The sequence below is a fragment of the Pseudoclavibacter endophyticus genome, from assembly GCF_008831085.1.
GTDB classification, from domain to species: domain Bacteria; phylum Actinomycetota; class Actinomycetes; order Actinomycetales; family Microbacteriaceae; genus Pseudoclavibacter; species Pseudoclavibacter endophyticus.
Map to the genome: position 1 here is coordinate 869818 of NZ_WBJY01000001.1, position 17479 is coordinate 887296.

The 17479-nt window shown below is 69.3% G+C and carries 17 protein-coding genes and 1 tRNA gene; 10 read left to right on the forward strand and 8 right to left on the reverse strand.

All coding sequences use genetic code 11. From position 1 onward, the window contains the following. Positions 1-6: 6 nt before the first annotated feature. From F8O04_RS03670 to F8O04_RS03700, 7 genes are all read left to right on the forward strand, one after another. Complete coding sequence (locus F8O04_RS03670) at positions 7-936, forward strand: ABC transporter permease (protein ID WP_188726291.1); 930 nt, start codon at positions 7-9, stop codon at positions 934-936. Further along, a complete protein-coding gene (locus F8O04_RS03675; RefSeq protein WP_158027969.1) occupies positions 933-2744 on the forward strand; it encodes a dipeptide/oligopeptide/nickel ABC transporter permease/ATP-binding protein in 1812 nt (603 codons plus the stop codon). The genes F8O04_RS03670 and F8O04_RS03675 overlap by 4 nt, the downstream gene beginning before the upstream one ends. Beyond that, positions 2737-3579: an ABC transporter ATP-binding protein gene (locus tag F8O04_RS03680; protein ID WP_158027970.1), complete on the forward strand. Its 843-nt coding sequence runs from the start codon at positions 2737-2739 to the stop codon at positions 3577-3579. The genes F8O04_RS03675 and F8O04_RS03680 overlap by 8 nt, the downstream gene beginning before the upstream one ends. Further along, positions 3576-5111, forward strand: coding sequence for an amidase family protein (locus tag F8O04_RS03685; protein WP_188726290.1), 1536 nt, complete (start codon positions 3576-3578; stop codon positions 5109-5111). Before F8O04_RS03680 ends, F8O04_RS03685 begins: the two co-directional genes overlap by 4 nt. Positions 5112-5196: 85 nt before the next feature. Next, the gene (locus F8O04_RS03690; RefSeq protein WP_158027972.1) at positions 5197-6903 is read left to right on the forward strand and encodes an amidohydrolase; all 1707 of its coding nucleotides are present in this window, start codon (positions 5197-5199) and stop codon (positions 6901-6903) included. A gap of 44 nt (positions 6904-6947) precedes the next feature. After that, positions 6948-8495 (forward strand): ABC transporter substrate-binding protein, encoded by a 1548-nt coding sequence (locus F8O04_RS03695; protein ID WP_158027973.1) that lies wholly within the window; start codon positions 6948-6950, stop codon positions 8493-8495. A gap of 81 nt (positions 8496-8576) precedes the next feature. Then, positions 8577-10241, forward strand: a complete 1665-nt coding sequence (locus tag F8O04_RS03700; protein ID WP_158027974.1) for an amidohydrolase — start codon at positions 8577-8579, stop codon at positions 10239-10241. 337 nt (positions 10242-10578) lie between these two features. Here the strand turns inward: F8O04_RS03700 and F8O04_RS03705 are convergent, their stop codons facing one another. The 5 genes from F8O04_RS03705 to F8O04_RS03725 form a co-directional block, all read right to left on the reverse strand. Next, entirely contained in the window at positions 10579-10794 is a 216-nt protein-coding gene (locus F8O04_RS03705) for a DUF378 domain-containing protein (RefSeq protein WP_225734850.1), read from the reverse strand. Between the two features lie 5 nt (positions 10795-10799). After that, entirely contained in the window at positions 10800-11060 is a 261-nt protein-coding gene (locus F8O04_RS03710; RefSeq protein WP_225734851.1) for a hypothetical protein, read from the reverse strand. A gap of 236 nt (positions 11061-11296) precedes the next feature. Next, positions 11297-12100 (reverse strand): MBL fold metallo-hydrolase, encoded by an 804-nt coding sequence (locus tag F8O04_RS03715; protein WP_158027976.1) that lies wholly within the window; start codon positions 12098-12100, stop codon positions 11297-11299. A gap of 111 nt (positions 12101-12211) precedes the next feature. Then, complete coding sequence (locus F8O04_RS03720; RefSeq protein ID WP_158027977.1) at positions 12212-12427, reverse strand: hypothetical protein; 216 nt, start codon at positions 12425-12427, stop codon at positions 12212-12214. A 169-nt stretch (positions 12428-12596) separates the two neighbouring features. Next, positions 12597-12845 (reverse strand): hypothetical protein, encoded by a 249-nt coding sequence (locus F8O04_RS03725; RefSeq protein ID WP_158027978.1) that lies wholly within the window; start codon positions 12843-12845, stop codon positions 12597-12599. 349 nt (positions 12846-13194) lie between these two features. On the opposite strand from F8O04_RS03725, the gene F8O04_RS03730 reads away from it, so the two are divergent. Together F8O04_RS03730 and F8O04_RS03735 are read left to right on the forward strand one after the other, a co-directional pair. Further along, positions 13195-13431, forward strand: coding sequence for a hypothetical protein (locus F8O04_RS03730; RefSeq protein ID WP_158027979.1), 237 nt, complete (start codon positions 13195-13197; stop codon positions 13429-13431). 44 nt (positions 13432-13475) lie between these two features. Next, a complete protein-coding gene (locus F8O04_RS03735) occupies positions 13476-14432 on the forward strand; it encodes a serine hydrolase domain-containing protein (protein ID WP_225734973.1) in 957 nt (318 codons plus the stop codon). Positions 14433-14565: 133 nt separating this feature from the next. Here the strand turns inward: F8O04_RS03735 and F8O04_RS03740 are convergent. Further along, a tRNA-Lys gene (locus F8O04_RS03740) sits at positions 14566-14638 on the reverse strand. A 113-nt stretch (positions 14639-14751) separates the two neighbouring features. Beyond that, the gene (locus tag F8O04_RS14745; protein ID WP_188726289.1) at positions 14752-15582 is read right to left on the reverse strand and encodes a hypothetical protein; all 831 of its coding nucleotides are present in this window, start codon (positions 15580-15582) and stop codon (positions 14752-14754) included. A 190-nt stretch (positions 15583-15772) separates the two neighbouring features. On the opposite strand from F8O04_RS14745, the gene F8O04_RS03750 reads away from it, so the two are divergent. Continuing rightward, complete coding sequence (locus F8O04_RS03750) at positions 15773-16402, forward strand: DNA-directed RNA polymerase subunit beta (protein ID WP_158027981.1); 630 nt, start codon at positions 15773-15775, stop codon at positions 16400-16402. A 285-nt stretch (positions 16403-16687) separates the two neighbouring features. Here the strand turns inward: F8O04_RS03750 and pstB are convergent, their stop codons facing one another. Further along, complete coding sequence (gene pstB, locus F8O04_RS03755) at positions 16688-17467, reverse strand: phosphate ABC transporter ATP-binding protein PstB (protein WP_158027982.1); 780 nt, start codon at positions 17465-17467, stop codon at positions 16688-16690. Positions 17468-17479 lie beyond the last annotated feature (12 nt).

Consider the following 17479-nt stretch of genomic DNA (forward strand, 5'->3'; position numbering starts at 1 on the left):
AAATTCATGGGCAAGCGCCTGGCGCTCGGCCTCTCCATGCTCCTCGCAACGCTCCTGCTCGGCTACGTCATGATGTCGTCGCTCACCGGAAACGTCGCGTTGAGCATCCTGGGACCCGGCGCGTCCGACGAGCAGCTCGAGGCGAAAAACACCGAACTCGGACTCGACGATCCGGTGCTCCTGCGATTCCTGAACTGGCTCCTCGGCGCACTGCGCGGTGACCTCGGTGTCGCCTGGTTTGCTCCCGAGCCCGTCTCGCAGCTCGTGGCCGGTCGCGTACCCGTCACGCTCAGCCTCGTGCTCGGTGCAATCGTCATCTCCCTGCTCATCGCGGTGTCGCTCGGCTTGCTCGCCGGCGTGCGGCGCGGCTGGGTCGACCGTGTCGTGCAGCTCGTGACCGTCACCGGCTTCATCATCCCGCCGTTCCTGCTCGCGCTCGCGCTCATCCTGGTGGTTTCGGTGCAGCTGCGCTGGCTCCCGCCGACGGGTTACGTGCCGCTCGATCGCGACCCCGCGGGGTGGGCGGCCTCCCTCATCCTGCCGGTCGCATCGCTGTGTCTCGGCGTGGTCGCCGGCGTCACGCAGCAGATGCGGCGGTCGGTAATCGACATCGTCGACAAGGACTTCGTCCGCACGCTGCGCAGTCGCGGCCTCAGCGAGCGGCGAATCGTCTGGACGAACGTGCTGAAGAACGCCACGGGCGTCAGCTTCCAGGTGCTCGCGCTGCAGGCGATCGGCCTGCTCGGCGGTGCCGTCATCGCCGAGCAGATCTTCGCCATGCCGGGGCTCGGCGCCTCGGCGATCAGCTTTACGCCGCGAGGTGACCTGCCGACCGTCATGGGCATCCTCTTGGCCCTCTCGCTCATCGTCTTCGCCATCAACATCGTCACCGACTTCGTCATCGCCCTCCTCAATCCGAAGGTGGCCCTCACATGACCGCTCCCGCCGCAGAGGCTCCCGCATCCGCAGCCAAGGCGACCAGAGGCGATCGGGTACTCCGGCGTCTCGTGCGCGACCCGCGGGCGTGGTTCACCGCGCTCGTGCTGCTCGTCGTGGTGCTCGTCTCGATCCTCGGTCCGCTCATCGCGCCGTGGCCGCAAGGCTGGTCCGACGTCACGCAGTCGATGGGCCCGGCGAGCGCCGAGCACCCGCTCGGGCTCGACCGCGGCGGCAGCGACATCCTGAGCGAACTCATCTACGCCACGCCCGAGAGCCTGTTCGGCATGCTGATCGCCGTCGGCGTATCGATGGCGATCGGCATCCCGTCCGGTCTCATGGCGGGCTACTCGCGCGGGCGCTGGTTCGACAACGTCACCGACTGGGTGGCGAACCTGCTCATGGCAATTCCGGCCATCCTCGTGCTGCTGGTCGTCCGCGGGCTCGTCGGTCCTTCGCTCGCGCTCAATATGGGCGTCTTCGGCGTCATGCTCAGCCCCGCCATCTACCGGGTGGTGCGGGCGGCGACGTCGGGCGTGCGCGGCGAGCTCTATGTCGACGCGGCCTGGGTGAACGGCCTCTCGACCGGTCGCATCATCGGCTCGCACATTCTGCGTGTCGTGCGCGGGCCGATCATCATTCAGGCCGCGTTCATGAGCGCGCTCGCGATCGCGATGCAGGCGGGTCTCGAGTTCCTCGGCATCGGCAGCCAAGACACACGTACGTGGGGCTCGATGCTCAACAACGGCTTCCGCGAGGTCTACAGCGATCCCACGCAGATCCTGTGGCCGACGCTCGCCGTCGGGTTGTTCTGCGCGGCCGCGGTGCTCGGCGGCAACGCGCTCACCGACGCCTTCGGCCGGCCAGAGCCGAAGCGGCAGCGCCCGACGACAGGAGCCACGACTGGCATCATCTTCGGCGCCGATCAACCGGAGGTCGCGGGAGGCGCTGCGGACCCAGCCCCCGTGAAGCTGGCGATTCGCGACCTGCGGATCGGCTATCACAACGACAGCGGTATGACCGAGGTGGTGCACGGCGTCGACCTCGACCTGCATGCGGGCACGGTGCTCGGCCTCGTCGGCGAATCGGGCTCCGGAAAGACGCAGACCATCCTGTCGGTGCTCGGTCTGCTGCCGTCGGGCGGGACCGTGCTCGAGGGGAGCCGGATCGAGCTCGACGGCGACGACCTTATGGGCCGTAGCAGGGCCGAGCGCCGCGAGCTGCTCGGCCGCCACATCGCCTACATTCCACAGGAGCCGCTCGTCAACCTCGACCCGTCGTTCAAGATCGGCTACCAGCTGCACACGCCGCTCAGGGCGGTGTTGGGGCTCTCGTCCGCAGACGCCAAGACGCGATCACTCGAGCTGCTCGATCGCGTCGGCATCACCGACCCGCAGCGGGTCTACGACTCGTACCCGCACCAGATCTCGGGAGGCATGGCGCAGCGGGTCCTTATCGCCGGCGCCATCTCGTGCGAACCGGAATTGCTCGTGGCCGATGAGCCCACGACCGCGCTCGACGTGACCGTGCAGGCCGAGGTGCTCGATCTCCTTCGCGACCTGCAGCGCGAGAATGGCATGACCATGCTGCTCGTGACGCACAACTTCGGGGTCGTGGCGGACCTGTGCGACGAGGTCGCGGTCATGCGCAAGGGCATGATCGTCGAACGCGGCGACGTGCGGACCGTGCTCCGGTCCCCGAGCCACCCCTACACGCGCGCCCTGCTCGGCGCGATGGTCGAGAACAAGCCGCCGCTGATCACCCCCCGGCGGCCCGCTGCGACGGAGCGAGGTATCGCCCATGTCTGAGTCCACAACGCTGGACGTGTCCGACCTGGCCGTTGCCTACCCCGGACGCGGCCTTCGCGCCAAACCGATCGAAGTCCTGCACGGCGTGAATCTCACGATCCGGGCCGGCGAGACCCACGGTCTCGTCGGCGAGTCGGGATCGGGGAAGACGACGCTTGGACGGGCAATCCTGGGTCTTGCGCCGGTCACGCGTGGCACGATCCTCCTGAAGGGCGAGCCCATCCGGCGCAAGACCGTGTCTGACCGCCGGCGACTCGCGTCCCGCGTGCAGGTGGTGTTCCAAGATCCGTACTCGTCATTGAACCCGGCGATGACGGTCGAGCAGCTCCTCACCGAGCCCCTCCGCGCGCAGGGCGGCACGAGAGACGCTGCCAGCACCCGCATCCACGAACTCCTCGATCGGGTGCACCTCCCGGCCGAGAGCATGCGCCGCTACGCCTACGAGTTCTCGGGCGGCCAACGGCAGCGCCTCGCGATCGCCCGCGCGCTCGCGCTCGGGCCTGAGCTGATCGTCTGCGACGAACCCGTCTCGGCGCTCGACCTCACGACGCAGGCGCGTATCCTCGAACTCCTCGTCGAGATTCAGGAAGACACCGGCGTCTCGTATCTCTTCATCTCCCACGACCTCGCCGTCGTCCGGCACGTCAGCCACGACATCTCCGTGATCTACCGCGGCGAGATCGTCGAACAGGATGTCGCGGAACGCGTCACGACCGAACCCGAGCATCCCTACACGCGCAAGCTGTGGATGAGCTCGCCTCTGCCCGACCCCGATGAACAGGCCGTCCGGCGTGCGGAACGCCGCAGATTCCTCGAGCTGGAGGCGCACGCGTGACCGGCACGGCGGTGGCACTCGAGAGCGCGGAAGCCCTGTCATCGGCGCTCGGCGAAGGGCTCACGACGAGCGTCGACATCGTGCGTCAATGCATCGCCACGATCGACCGGTTGAACCCGCTGTTGGGCGCGGTCGTGCATGTCGATCGGGGGGCCGCGCTGGCGGCAGCGCAGGCGTCCGATGAGCGGCGCGCGCGGGGGCTCGCCCGCGGCCCGCTCGACGGCATCCCGGCCACCGTCAAGGACACCCACGACATCGCCGGCCAACCGACGACCGATGGGCATGCGGCGTTCGCGACGCGCGTCGCCGCCCACGACAGCGAAGTGGTCGCGAGGCTCCGCGACGCGGGCGTCGTGCTTCTCGGCAAGACGAACCTGCCGGCGTTCAGCAAGGACGGGCAGACGTGGAACGAGCTGTTCGGGCTCACGCGGAATCCGTGGGATCTCGAACGCACCGCGGGAGGGTCATCCGGGGGCTCGGCCGTCGCCGTGGCGACCGGCATGGCCGCGTTCGACCTCGGTGCCGACATGGGAGGATCGGTCCGCACGCCGGCAGCCTGGAATGGCGTCTTCGGCCACAAGCCGACGTGGGGGCTCGTCCCGCAGACGCGCGACCCGTTGCGGCCCGAGAATTCGGGCCTGCCGCTGGACACGGCGATCGATATCGGCGCGACGGGCCTCGTGGCCCGTGCGGCCGGCGACCTCGCCCTCATCATGCACGTGCTCGTGGGCCCGCTCGCGCCTGACCGGCGCGCCTGGACCGCGACCCTGCCACCGCCGCGGGTCCGCGATGCCTCCGACCTCGTCGTGTCGGTGCTGCTCGACGACCCCTTCGTGCCGACCTCTCGGGAGACGCGCCGAGTGCTGGAGGAAGGCCTCGCGGCACTTCGGGCACGAGGCGTGACGATCGTCGAGAAACCGCTGCCCAGGCCCGTGCCAGCGCTCTGCGAGCTCTTCGAGACGCTGTCGTTCATCGGTCTCAGTGGCACCATGCCCGAGGCCGCCTGGCGTGAACGGATCGCCTCCCTCGAGGCCGAGGCTGAGGCTGAAACCGAGTCCGAGTCCGGACTCGGCGGCGTCGGCTGGCTGTGGAAGCTGCACGCACGGGCCGCGGGCATGACGCACCGCGAATGGTTGCGACTCGACGAATCGCGGCGCAGGCTCCGCGAGGAGTGGGACGACTACTTCTCGGACGTGCACGCGCTCGTGACGCCCGTCGCTCCCGTTCAGGCGCATCCGCACGATCTCGACCGACCGCCCCTCGAACGCCGATACGACAACGACGGCGTGCTGCGCCCGAACCTGCCGGACCTGCGAGTTTGGCCGGGGATCACGGGCGTCGCGTACCTGCCGTCCACGATCGCGCCTGTCGGCCTCGACGACGCGGGGTTGCCCGTCGGGGCACAGGTGGCGGCGGCCGAATGCGACGACCTCACGGCGATCCACGTCGCCGGTCTCCTCGCCGAGGCCGCCGGCGGGGGCAGTGCTCCGCCCCTTGTCGACGAGCCCATCCGGTCGGCATCAGTTAAGTAAACAGTCCCATATCACGGGGGGCTCGCGTGCGCTGCGCGGCCCAACCGGAAACGCAATCGTGAACACCCGGAGGTGACCATCAACGATGGCCGAAACTGCAGATCTCATACTTCGCAACGCGCGCGTCTATCCGCTCGCATCGCATGACGACACCCCCGCGCGCGGCCTCGCCGTCGCCGGCGGGACGGTGCTCGCTATCGCCCGCTCCGATGACCGAGAGCTGGATGCGCTCATCGGGCCCGAGACCGAGGTGCGCGATCTCCACGGCGCGGTCGTGGTCCCAGGCCTCTTCGACGCGCACTCACACCACCTCATCGGCGGCGCGACCGAGCTGAGCCAGTTGCGGTTTCCCACGAGCGCCTCGGTCGACGAGGTCCTCAAGGCCGTGGACGCGTGGGCAAGCGAGGCCCCCGACGGGGAGTGGATCATGGGTGGGAGCTGGGGGAGCTCGCTGCTCGAACAGCTCTCCACAGTTGCCGCCCGCCGCCGGCTCGATGCGGTCTCGCACGGCCATCCCGTCGTGTTGTTCGACGACAGCCACCACAACAACTGGGCCAACACCGCGGCCCTTGAACTCGCCGGAATTCCGCTCGAGGGCGGTGACGATCTCGCCGAGGGCACGGTGCTCGACGCAGATACGGGCGAGACCACCGGCGTGCTGCTCGAGCGGGCCGTGCTGCCCATCAGGGCCGCGCGCGACGCGCACTCGTCGGAGTCAGAGACCGACTGGATGGTGTACAGCCAGAAGGCGTGGGAGATGTACTCCGCGATGGGCGTGACTGGCCTGCAGGAAGCCGTGGCGGAGGCACGAGAGCTGCGCACGCTGCACCGCATGGAGCAGGAAGACAAGCTCATCGGCCGAGTCTCGTGCTGTTTGCTGTTCGCCGGCTCCCTCGACCAGAACGCGATGAGCGCGGAAGACCTCGACCGGCTCGCGCGCGACGTCGAGTCCGATCTGCTGCGCACCGACTGGGTCAAGCTGCACATGGACGGCGTTCCGCCCGCGCGCACCGCTGCCTTCCTCGACCCCTACCTGCCGACCCCGCAGCACGGACACGACCATCGTGGCGACGTGTTCCACCCGCACGAGAAACTGGTGGGGATGCTCCGCGGGTACGCCGATGCCGGGCGCTCGGTCAAGGTGCACTGCACGGGCGACGCGAGCGTCCGCGCCTGCCTGGACGCCATCGAGGTGCTCCGGTCCGAGGGATACACGAGCACCCGTTTCCAGATCGCTCACGGGCAGTTCGTGAGCGAGGACGACCGAGTACGCATGCGCGACCTCAGCGTGATCGCCGAGATCTCGCCGTTCCTCTGGTACCCGGGTGAGATCCCGAAGGCCATTGCCGAGGTCCTCCCCGAGGATCGCGCGCGCCGCATGCAACCGAACCGCGCCCTCACCGACCTCGGCGTGCTCGTCGCGGGCGGGTCGGACTGGCCCGTGTGCCCCTCGCCGAACCTCTGGGAGGGCATCGCGGGGCTCGTCACGCGCGCCGACCCGACGAACGAGTATCCGGGGACGCTGTGGCCCGAGCAGGCGCTGACCGTTGCCGAGGCGTTGCGCGTGTTCACGATCAACGGCGCGGAGGCCGCCGGGCTCGACCACGTGACCGGCTCGCTCGAGCCCGGGAAATCGGCCGATTTCGCCGTGATCGACCGAGACCCGTTCGTCGTCGACCCCGCAGACATCGCCGGCACCCGCGTGCAAGAGACCTGGTTCCGTGGCCGCCGCGTGTACCTGCGATCCATGGAGTCCACCCCAGCCACCGAGCGCACGACCGCAACCACCTGACCGCGGCAACGTAGCTGCCACCCCCCCCCGATAAAGGAGCAATCATGCAACGCACCAGACCCCGATCTCTCACGGCGACGATCGCCGCCACAGCACTGGCGGGCATCCTCGCCCTCACCGCCTGCGGCGGCGGCGACGCCGGCGCGCAGGGCGACGAGACCCGCTCGCTCACCTTCGGCACGTCGGCCGAGCCCGCCACGTGGGATGCCGCCCTGGGCGACATCACCTTCACCGCCAACTACTACGAGGCCGTCTACGACCGCCTCATCGTGCGCCAGTCCGACGGCGAACTGACCCCCGGGCTCGCCGAGTCGTGGGAGTACGACGACGAGCAGACCACGCTCACGCTCGAGCTGCGCGAGGGGGTCACGTTCACGGACGACACGCCGTTCAACGCCGACGCCGTCGTCGCTAACCTCGAGCATTACCGGGATGCCAACGGCCCCGCGACCGCCGATCTCGCGCTCGTAGACAGCATCCAGGCGACCGACGAATACACGGTCGACCTTGGCCTTTCGGCGCCCGACCCCGCACTGCTCGAAAACCTCTCGTTCAGCATCGGGCACATCATGTCGCCCACGGCCATCGAAAGCGGCGACATCGCCTCGCATCCGGTCGGCACGGGCCCGTATACGCTCGACGAGACGCAGACCACCATCGGCTCGCAGTACGTGTTCCAGGCGAACCCCGACAACTGGCGGGCCGACGAGGTGCAGTTCCAGGACCTCACGATCCTGCTGCTTGCCGACCAGTCGGCCGCGCTGAACTCCCTGCAGGCCGGCCAGGTTGACGTGACCTTCCTCAATGACCTCCAGGCGGCCGCGACCGCCGAGGAGGCCGGGTTCACGAGGCTCGGCACGAGTCCGAGCTGGGCCGGCCTCGTCATCTTCGACCGCGCCGGCAGTGTCGTGCCGGCGCTCGGCGACCAGCGCGTTCGCGAAGCCATTCAGCTCGCAATCGACACGGAGTCGATCAAGAACGCCTATCTCGGTGGCGAAGAGGCCAGCGAAGAGACCGCTCAGGTCTTTGGCCCGAGCACGGAGGGGTATGTGCCCGAGCTCGACTCGGCGAACTCGTTTGACCCCGAGCGCGCAAAGGAGCTCATGGCCGAGGCGGGCTACGCCGACGGCTTCAGCGTCACGATGCCGTACTACGAGGTGCTCGGCGCGGGCATCATGACCAGCATCGAGTCGATGCTCGCCGAGATCGGTATCACGGTCGACTACCAGAGCATGTCGCCGTCGGAGGTGCCGCCGGCGATCCTCGGCGGCCAGTTCCCCATGGGCATGTACACGGCGTCGTACGAGGGCGACTGGGCGACCATGACGACCTTCCTGGGCGACAACGCGCCCTTCAACCCGTTCGGCGCGACCGACGAGACCGCGCAGGGGCTCATCGACGACTACCAGTTCGGTACCGATGAGGAGCGCCCGGCGATCGCGCAGGAGCTCAACGAGTACGTCGTCGACCAGGCCTGGTACACGATGTACGGCCGTGGCCAGGCCTCGATGTTCCTCAACCCGGACGTCGTCACGGCCGAGGCGCCGCAGGTCGGCGGGCTGTCGCTCTTCGACTTCCAGCCCGTGGCCTAACCGGCCGCGCGCCGCATCCACTCACCGGAAACCGTAACGCGGGCTGCGAGGCAGCCCTCTCGAGCCTCACGAGGAGCACGAATGACCACCACTGAGAACCATGCCGATCTCGTCTTCCACGGCGGCAGGGTGCTGACCCTGGCTGGCGAGTTCGCGCCGCGCGAGGCGATCGCCATCCGCGGCGGGGTGGTACAGGCGGTCGGCGACGATCGCGACGTGCGATCGCTCGTGGGGCCGCGCACCGAGGTCATCGACCTCGGCGGATCCACCGTCATCCCCGGCATCAACGACGGGCACCTGCACCCCGTCGGCATCGGCACCTTCCGGCCGCCGTTCACGCTATCGATCGGCAAGGAACAGGTCTCGTCGATCGCCGACATCCGCGACGTCGTGGCGCGGGCGGTTCGCGACAAAGCGCCGGGGGAGTGGATTCGCGGGTTCGGGTGGGACGTCGGGTACCTCGCCGAGGGGCGCACCCCCTCGCGCGAGGACCTCGACGACATCGCGCCCGATCATCCCGTGGTGCTGACGCAGTGGTCGGGGCACGCCGCATGGGTCAACTCGAAGGCGCTCGAGATCGCCGGCATCGGTCGCGACACGGCGCCGCCCGCGGGCGGCGAGATCGTCAAAGACGGCCGGGGTGAGCCGACCGGCATCCTGCTCGAGGGCGCCGCCTGGATGATGAACGCGGCAATACCGCCGTTCACGGACGCCGAGCGCCGCGAGGCGCTCGTACTCGCGACGACGATGATGCGCTCCGAGGGCATCACGTCGTTCACCGACGCCGGCCTCGACCTCGGCTCGATCGAGCTGTACCGCGAGGCCTACGCCGCGGGCGACATCCGCCAGCGGGGCACGCTCATGGTCATGGCGAGCCAGGTCGGCGACCTGCGCGAGGCCCTGCTCACCGTGACGGCGACGATGAAGGATGCTGGGGTCGACCCCCGCTTCCTCACCGTCGACCAGGTGAAGATCGCGGCCGACGGGGTACCAACGCAGGCGCGCACGGCGTGGATGTCGGAGCCCTACGTCGGCGGCGGCACGGGTGGGCCGATCCTGCCGGGCGAGACGGAGGCCGAGCAGCTCGCGACGTTCCGGGAGTGGGTGCTCACGGCGCACGAACTCGGGTTCCAGGTCGGCACGCACGCAACGGGCGACCGGGCGATTGACGTGACGGTCGAGATGTACGAGCACGCGGTCGCGCAGCTCGGCGACCGCGGCCTACGGCACTACGTCATTCACTCTGACTTCGCATCGCCGGCGACCCTGGCGCGCATGGCCGCGGCCGGATTCGGCGCCAGCTTCAACCCCAACATCAAGCGGTCGACGGCGCACCAGCTCATGGACGTGGTCGGCCGTGAGCGCATCGACTATGAGTGGCCGTATCGCACGGCGCTGCATGCCGGGGTCGTCGTGGCGAGTTCGTCCGATGCCCCCGTCGTGCACCCGAGCTTCCGGGAGGGAATCCACACGATGCTCACGCGAACGAGCGCCGTGACCGGCGAGGTATTCGGGCCGGGGGAGCGGATCGGGCTCGAGGAGGCCCTGCGCACGTACACCGTGGCGGGTGCGCATCAGGATCGCGCCGAGGATTGGAAGGGCACACTCGCAGAGGGCATGGCGGCCGATCTCGTCGTGCTCGGCGGCGACCTGCTTTCGCTCACCCCCGACGAGATCCTGGACGTGCCGATCGAGCAGACAGTGATCGGCGGCGAGATCGTCTACGACGCGGCGAGCGCTTCCTGAGTCGGGGGTCTGGTGTCGTCGGAGAGCTGAGCCAGCGCGGGGAGCGGCCCGAGGCCGCGCCTGGCTCTGGCATTCGGAGGCATTTTCTGGGACTTTGCCGCGCAAACAACGAGACCGCCAACATGCTCTTCGCCGTGGCGTTTCCGCTCGGCTTCATCTCCTCGGTCTTCACTCCGCCGGAGATGATGCCGGGCTGGCACGCTGACCGCTGCCGTCGTTTGGCCGGCCGCGATCATGGCCGCGTTCCTCCCGCTGGCCGTGCGTCAATACAGGCGTCCTCAGTCGGTGGGGGCTGCGTGCCCGGTGGAGCAAGAGCGTGCCCTCAGAACGGGTGAACTCACTCGTCGATGCGAGCCACATCCGGGTTCGGGCGCACGAGCGTTGCGAGCGTCACCAGTGCCGAGGTTCCGACCAGGACATAGACAATGCGCGACACGACCGATCTCTCCCCGAAGATCGCGTCGACGAGGTTGAACGAGAACGCGCCGACAAGGCCCCAGTTGATGCCTCCGATGGCCGTGAGCGCGGTGGCGATGCGGGTGATCCAAACCACGGCGCCTAACCCTCTTCCTGTTTGAGTGCAATGCCGAGCGCGAAGAAGGTTGGCGCCCATTCCCCGATGAACAAGCCCCAGCGGTCGGCCTGCGGTTTGCTGTCGTCGTTTCCGCGCGACATGAGCCACGAGACGAGCGTGAACCCGATCGACGCGAACCCCGCCGTGTAGGCGTGTCCGCTCCGCACGCCCCAGCCCGAGAGCGTCCGAACCGGACTCCACGCCGTTGATTCAGCGGCCTTGCGCACGCTGCCTTTTCCGATCATGACTGCATCTCCCTTTTTGCTTGACCCGACAATGCGACACCGCGAACCTGTGCAGAGGAGCGAATCGTGCAGGGACTTCTCAGCTGACCTTCTGCGCTGAGACACTTGAACACACAGCAGGAGGTCGATCGTGTTCGCGGGCCGAAGCGGGGCGGGCCGAGGCGAGGCGGCGCGGCACGGACCTCACCGCAGCGAGCGGCGGGTCGAGCGCCGGCACGAGCGCCGCCGACGCGCGCTCAGTGCACGCCGGCCCGCCTGGCGGCCGCGGTCGCGGCGCGAACGCCGTCGCGCCACGGCTCGCCGTGCCCGGGCAGGAGGACCGAAGCGTCGAGCTCGTCGAGGGCGTCGAGGGCGTCGAGCGCGGCCGCCGAGTCGGCCGTAGCGTCGCGCGAGACGAGGCGCGGCCCGCGGGCGCCCGTGTAGGGGTCGAGCGTGACGAGGGCGTCGCCAGTGAGCACCGCATCCGCCGCGGGCAGGTGGAGCGCGCAGTGGCCGAACGTATGCCCCGGTGTGAACACCACGCGCGGACGCCCCGGCAGGTCGAGCTCGGTGCCGGGCGCGATGGGCTCGAGGTCGTCGACGCCGGGCACCATGAGCGCTCCGGCGGCGGCCATGCGGGCGATGATGGCCGCGCCGCTCACGTGCCGGAGAGCGGAGCCGAACCGCGGCGACTCGTGCGCGTAGCGGTACGGGTGCGAGGCGATCGGCTGCTCGAGGGCGTGCCCGAGGATCGGCACGCCCCAGGCGGTGCGGATGCGCCGGGCGAAGCCGAGATGATCGAAGTGCGCGTGCGTGAGGACGACCGCGCGCACGTCGGAGGGGATGCGGCCGATGGCGTCGAGCGCGGCCGGCACGTGCCGCCAGGTGGCGGGCAGGGCGGCGTCGACGATCGTGATGCCCTGCGCGTCGTCGAGCAGGTAACAGTTGACGTGCGCGTGCTCGAGGCGGTGCACGCCGGGCACGACGTTACGCGTGAGGCGGGGCGAGCCGCGACCGGGAGCGCGCTCTCGGGCCGCGGCGGAGGAAGGGAGCAGGTGCATGGCGTCAGGTTATGAGGCGTCGCTGGACGTCGGGCGCGCCATGGCCGGCGTGTGGGCGGGTGACGCCGGGGCCCCGCTCGCCGCCGCCCCGGCTCCCGCCCCCAATACGGCCTAGGCGCGGTCGTCGCCCTCAGCCTGGGAGGGGAAGCCGCGGGTGGCCGGATCGGGGTGGTCGCCCTCGCGCGCGGCCGGGTCCTCGCCCTCGGCCTGGCTCGGGTGTCCGGTCTGCGGGGCCGACAGCACCCCGTCGGGCTCACCGTCGGGCGTGCGCCCGTCGATCGGGGCGGTGGGCTGCTCGCGGTCTCGCTCGTCGCGCTCCTGCGTCATGCGCTCGCTCTCCTTCTGCGTTCCGGGATGGTGATGGTCTATCCGCTATCGAACGCCCGCCTCCTGGGAGCGCGGTCGATGCGGGCGACGGTCTCGAGGAGGAGAGCTGACGCGCCACGCCGCCGCCCGGCGGTCCATCGAGGGGCGCCGGCGCGAGGTCGGAATCGGGCTACGCCGGCCCGCCGTCGCCCTGCGGCAGGTGGATGTCGGCGGGGTCGACCTCGACCTCGCCCACATCGTCGGGACCGCCCGTGCCCGGCGCGGTCTTGACCGCCGACGCGTCGATGTCGTCATCGACCGGCGCCGTCGGCGGCTCGTCCTGCTTGACCTCGGTCTCGGTCTCGCTCGAGGGGCTGTAGACGGTGTCGTCGCGGATCTGCTGGTCGTTGTCGGGGTCGAGGTTTCGCTGATCGCTCATGGGGCGACGCTAGGCCGCTCGCCTGTGTCCCCGCTGCCGGGCGGCAGCGCCGCGTCGCACCGCACCGCACCGCCGAGCGCATCCCGACGGAGCCCCGCCGCCTCGCCCGCGCCCGCCATCGTCCCGACGACGGCCGCTGCCGCATGCTCCTCGCCGCCGGCGCCTAGCACGTACGCGTGCCTGAAGGCGTCTTCGAGCTTTGGCCTCAGATGGCGAGGAATCATGGAAAGGTGTCCGGGCGGCGTCGGTTGGCCGATGAGGTTGGTCGCTCGTCGGTCAACCGGCAATGTGCCGATCATTGGTCAATTTGAGTTGACGTCAGAGCGGTCGGTCAACGTAGGTTGACGTCGTGGATGTTGAGCAGCCTACGGGTCTGACAGTGACCATTGCCGATGATGATCCCCTGGTCGGGTTGGGAGCCATGATGCGAGTGCGCGGCGAGATGGAGCGGGTGGAGGCAGTGCTCGTTCGCCGGGCTCGCAACGCGGGGGTGACGTGGGCGGAGATCGCGGCGGTGCTGGGGGTCTCCAAGCAGGCCGTCCACAAGAAGCACGGTGGTCGTCGGCTGTCGGGTGGCACGTCGTGACGGAGATGGCATCTGATGAGCGGCTCGCTGCCAGAGTCGGGGAGATGCTCGGGCCTCGGCATCGGGTGTTCGCCGCCGCTACGGTCGTGCCGACAGGAGGAACTGTGGCCACCCAGGGGGCCGGGCTTGACGCCGACTTCGAGATCGCCTCGGTCTCGAAGGGGATCACCGGGCTGCTTTACGCCGAGGCGTTGGCACGCGAAGAGATCGGGCCTGACTCGACCTTGGGGGCGTTGCTGCCGCTGGGCGAGGTTCCCGCCGCGCGCGTGACGTTGGCGTCGATCAGTGCCCATCGCTCCGGGCTACCTGGCCTTCCCAAGTCGGCCCAGCCGCTTCGACGGACCGTCGCGCTGTGGCGGTATGGGAGCAACCCGTACGGCGAGAGCCTGGAGCAGCTTCTCGCCCAGGCGCGCGGCGTCGAGGTGGGCGAGCCGCGGGCTCGCTACTCCAACTTCGAGTTCGAGTTGCTCGGTCATGCCATTGCCAGCGCCGCGGGAACGACCTTCGCCGAGCTGGTCCGTACTCGCCTTGCCGATCCACTTGGACTCGGGTGCTGCTACGTTCCGGCGACGATCGACGAGCTTCGAGCCGACGCGCTCACCGGCCGGAGTAGGCGAGGTGCGCCGCGCCAGCCTTGGACGGGAGAGGCCCTCGGGCCAGCCGGCGGCATCCGTGCCTGCATCCGCGACATGGCCACGGTCGCGGCCGCCCTGCTTGCTGGCTCGGCCCCCGGTATCGCCGCGCTCGATCCGGTCGCCCCGTTCGGCCGAAGCGCACGCATCGGCGCCGGCTGGATCACCACCGAGGTGAACGGCCGAGAGATCACCTGGCACAACGGCGGCTCCGGTGGCTTCCGATCCTGGCTCGGGCTTGACCGCGCCGCAGGCACGGGCGTGGTCATCCTGTCCGCCACATCAATATCGGTCGACCGCCACGGGTTCGCGCTCCTCGCCGACCACACCACCACGACGAGCGGAGGAAACGACGGCAACAGCCGGTGAGTTCGACATTGCCGTGACCCCGCCGTCCTGGATGACGGGCCCGCGTCGGTCTGGTCCAGCAGAGGTCATCGAGCTCGAGGTGGACGAGGCCGTCGCCGGCATCGCGCCCGATCGGATCGAGACCGAGGTCGAGTGGGCCCGGTGGGGCTCGAACCCACGACCCGCGGATTAAAAGTCCGATGCTCTACCAACTGAGCTACAGGCCCGATGCCGCGTTGCGGCACCGTCAAGAGTAGCGCCTCGACCGGCCGCCGTGGCTACCCAAGTTCGCGGGCCGCGAGACCCGAACTCGGTGCACGAGACGCATCGCGGCCCTCCCTCACCTGGACGGTTCGCCCGAGTCGTCAGCGCGACGCGTCGGTGCCTCGCCGTCATCGTGTGCGCCGGTCGGCGCCTCGCCTGCCGCCCCCTCACCGGTGACGCGCAAATCATTGCCGAGCGAGAGCTGGGCGTCGTCTCCAGCCGGATCCTCCTCATCGAGGTCGGCGAAGAGCTCGTCGGCTTCCAACGATCGAGCCGTGTCCACGGCCTGGCCCGGCACCTCGTCCGGCGCGGGCTCGGCGTGCGGCTTGCGGCGCATGCCGAACAGGCGCTGCGGCGGGAAGTGCACCCGCTCGGCGCGCCACCAGAGCAGGCACAGCGCCGCGAGTCCGATCGAGACGACGAGCACGATCCACGGGCCGGCCATGACGGGGTACACGCCGTTCGCCGCATCGATGCGCAGGGTGCCGTAGAAGATGATCCAGACTTGACCGATGGCCGAGACGATCGCCCAGAGGGCGATCGTGATCGCCGGAGCGACGTACACCCGCAGCACCCGCAGCACCGCGAGCACCGCGACCACGAGGGGCGGAAGCACCGGCACGAGGCCGAACATCACGTTGCCGAACCACGAATACCCGGTGAGGATGCCGAGGCTTCCGACCGAGAATCCGGTCACCAGCATGAGCCAGCCGTTCAGGGTGTCGGCCGCGCGATCGAGCAGGAGCTCAGCATCCCACCACGGCAGGAACATCGTGACGAGGATCACAAGCGCGGCGACGCCGAGCACGACCTGCTTGCCGCGAAACGCCGGGTACGACGACATCGCGTACGAGTCTTCGACGAGCGAGTCGTCGCCGCGGTCGCTGGGGCCTTGCGTGCTCGACATGGTCCTCAGCCTAACGACCGCACCTGCGCGGGCGGGCGCGGCGCGTCGGGTACCGTGGTCGCTCGCGCGCCCGCCCGACCCTTCCGTGGAACCGCCATTCGCGTCACGCGGCACGTGTCGCGATCGGCGCCGGATGCGCGCAGACTTGTCGAGGCGCGAGCGTCGCGCCCGGCGCGTGGAAGGAGTCCATGTGACCCACCGTCATCACCGACCGGTGCGGGTGCCCGCGCGCGCCTTCGAGAACCTCTGCGGCTCCGCCGATCCGTCTGAGGTGAGCCGCATCGCGCATGACACCGCCGCAGCGCTGCTGCACCGTGGACGTGACGCCGCTGACCCGGACGTGGTCGCGCGACTCGTCGCCTTCACCGACGAGCACGGCATCGACGACCTCGCCGAGCTCTGGGCGGCCGCGGCCGCGGTTTCACTGCCGGGAGCCATGTGGCGTCTCTATCTCATCCGCGATGTCGCTCGGAACAGCCCGGAGTCGACCGCAGACATGTTCCAGCGCGGCATCGAGCTCGATCGCACGATCAGCCACGTCGTGGCCGGTGCCGAGACTCCGACCGATCCCGAGAAGATCGTCGCCCTCTGCGACGAGATCCTGCGGGGCGCGTTCGTCGGCGATGTGGGCATCGCGCTCGAACGCGCAAGCGCCTTCAGCCGCATCATGTCGCAGGGGGCAGCCGAACTCGCCGCCTCGAGCGATGCAACCGACGAGCGGCGTGCGGCCGTTCTCACCCGCCGAGGAGCCCGATACCTCGAAGTCGCCGAAGACCTGCACGCCGCGGCCATGCGCTGGCACGACGACGCGCTCGATTAGCGCCGGATGCGGCCGTCGCGCCCGTTCGCCGCCCGCCTCCTGTTCGCGCTGCGCGAGCACGCCCCGGAAGGGTCGATTCCGCCCCGGCTCGTTCTGTACACTCGCAGGGCCGGGCCGCAGTAACCCCGGGCTCCAATTATTCGCCGCTTCGAGCGGCCACTCGCCGAGAGGCGTTCTGCGGCTCGGCGCTACTCGTTCGCCGACGTCGGCCCCGCTCCAATGACGAAGCGGGCGGCCAGGTGGCGTCCGCCAGCCGGCCGCCCGCTCGTGGGACGGTGCCGAGGTTTAGCCGAAGCGGCCCGACACGTAGTCTTCCGTCTGCTTCTCGACCGGGTTCTCGAAGATCTGCTTGGTCGAGTTGTATTCGATGAGCTTGCCCGGCTTGCCGGTGCCGGCGATGTTGAAGAACGCCGTTCTGTCCGAGACGCGGGAGGCCTGCTGCATGTTGTGCGTCACGATCACGATCGTGTACTCGCTCTTCAGCTCGTCGATGAGGTCTTCGATCGCGAGCGTCGAGATCGGGTCGAGGGCCGAGCAGGGCTCGTCCATCAGCAGCACCTCGGGCTCGACCGCGATGGCGCGGGCGATGCACAGACGCTGCTGCTGACCGCCGGAAAGACCTGCGCCGGGCAGGTCGAGGCGGTCCTTGACCTCGTTCCACAGGTTCGCACCCGTGAGCGACTTTTCGACGAGCGTGTCGGCGTCCGACTTCGAAATACGACGGTTGTTGAGGCGCACACCAGCGATGACGTTCTCACGAATCGACATCGTGGGGAACGGGTTGGGGCGCTGGAAGACCATGCCGACCTGGCGACGCACGAGCACGGGGTCGACCCCGGGGCCGTACAGGTTGTCGCCGTCGAGCAGGATCTCGCCGTCGACCCAGGCCTTGGGGATGACCTCGTGCATGCGGTTCAGCGAGCGGAGCACGGTCGACTTGCCACAGCCCGAGGGGCCGATGAACGCGGTGACGCTCCGTGGGTCGATGGACATGTTGACGCCCTCGACAGCCTTGAACTTGTCGTAGTAGATGTCGAGATCCTTGAGCTCAATGCGCTTGGACACGGCGGTTCCTTT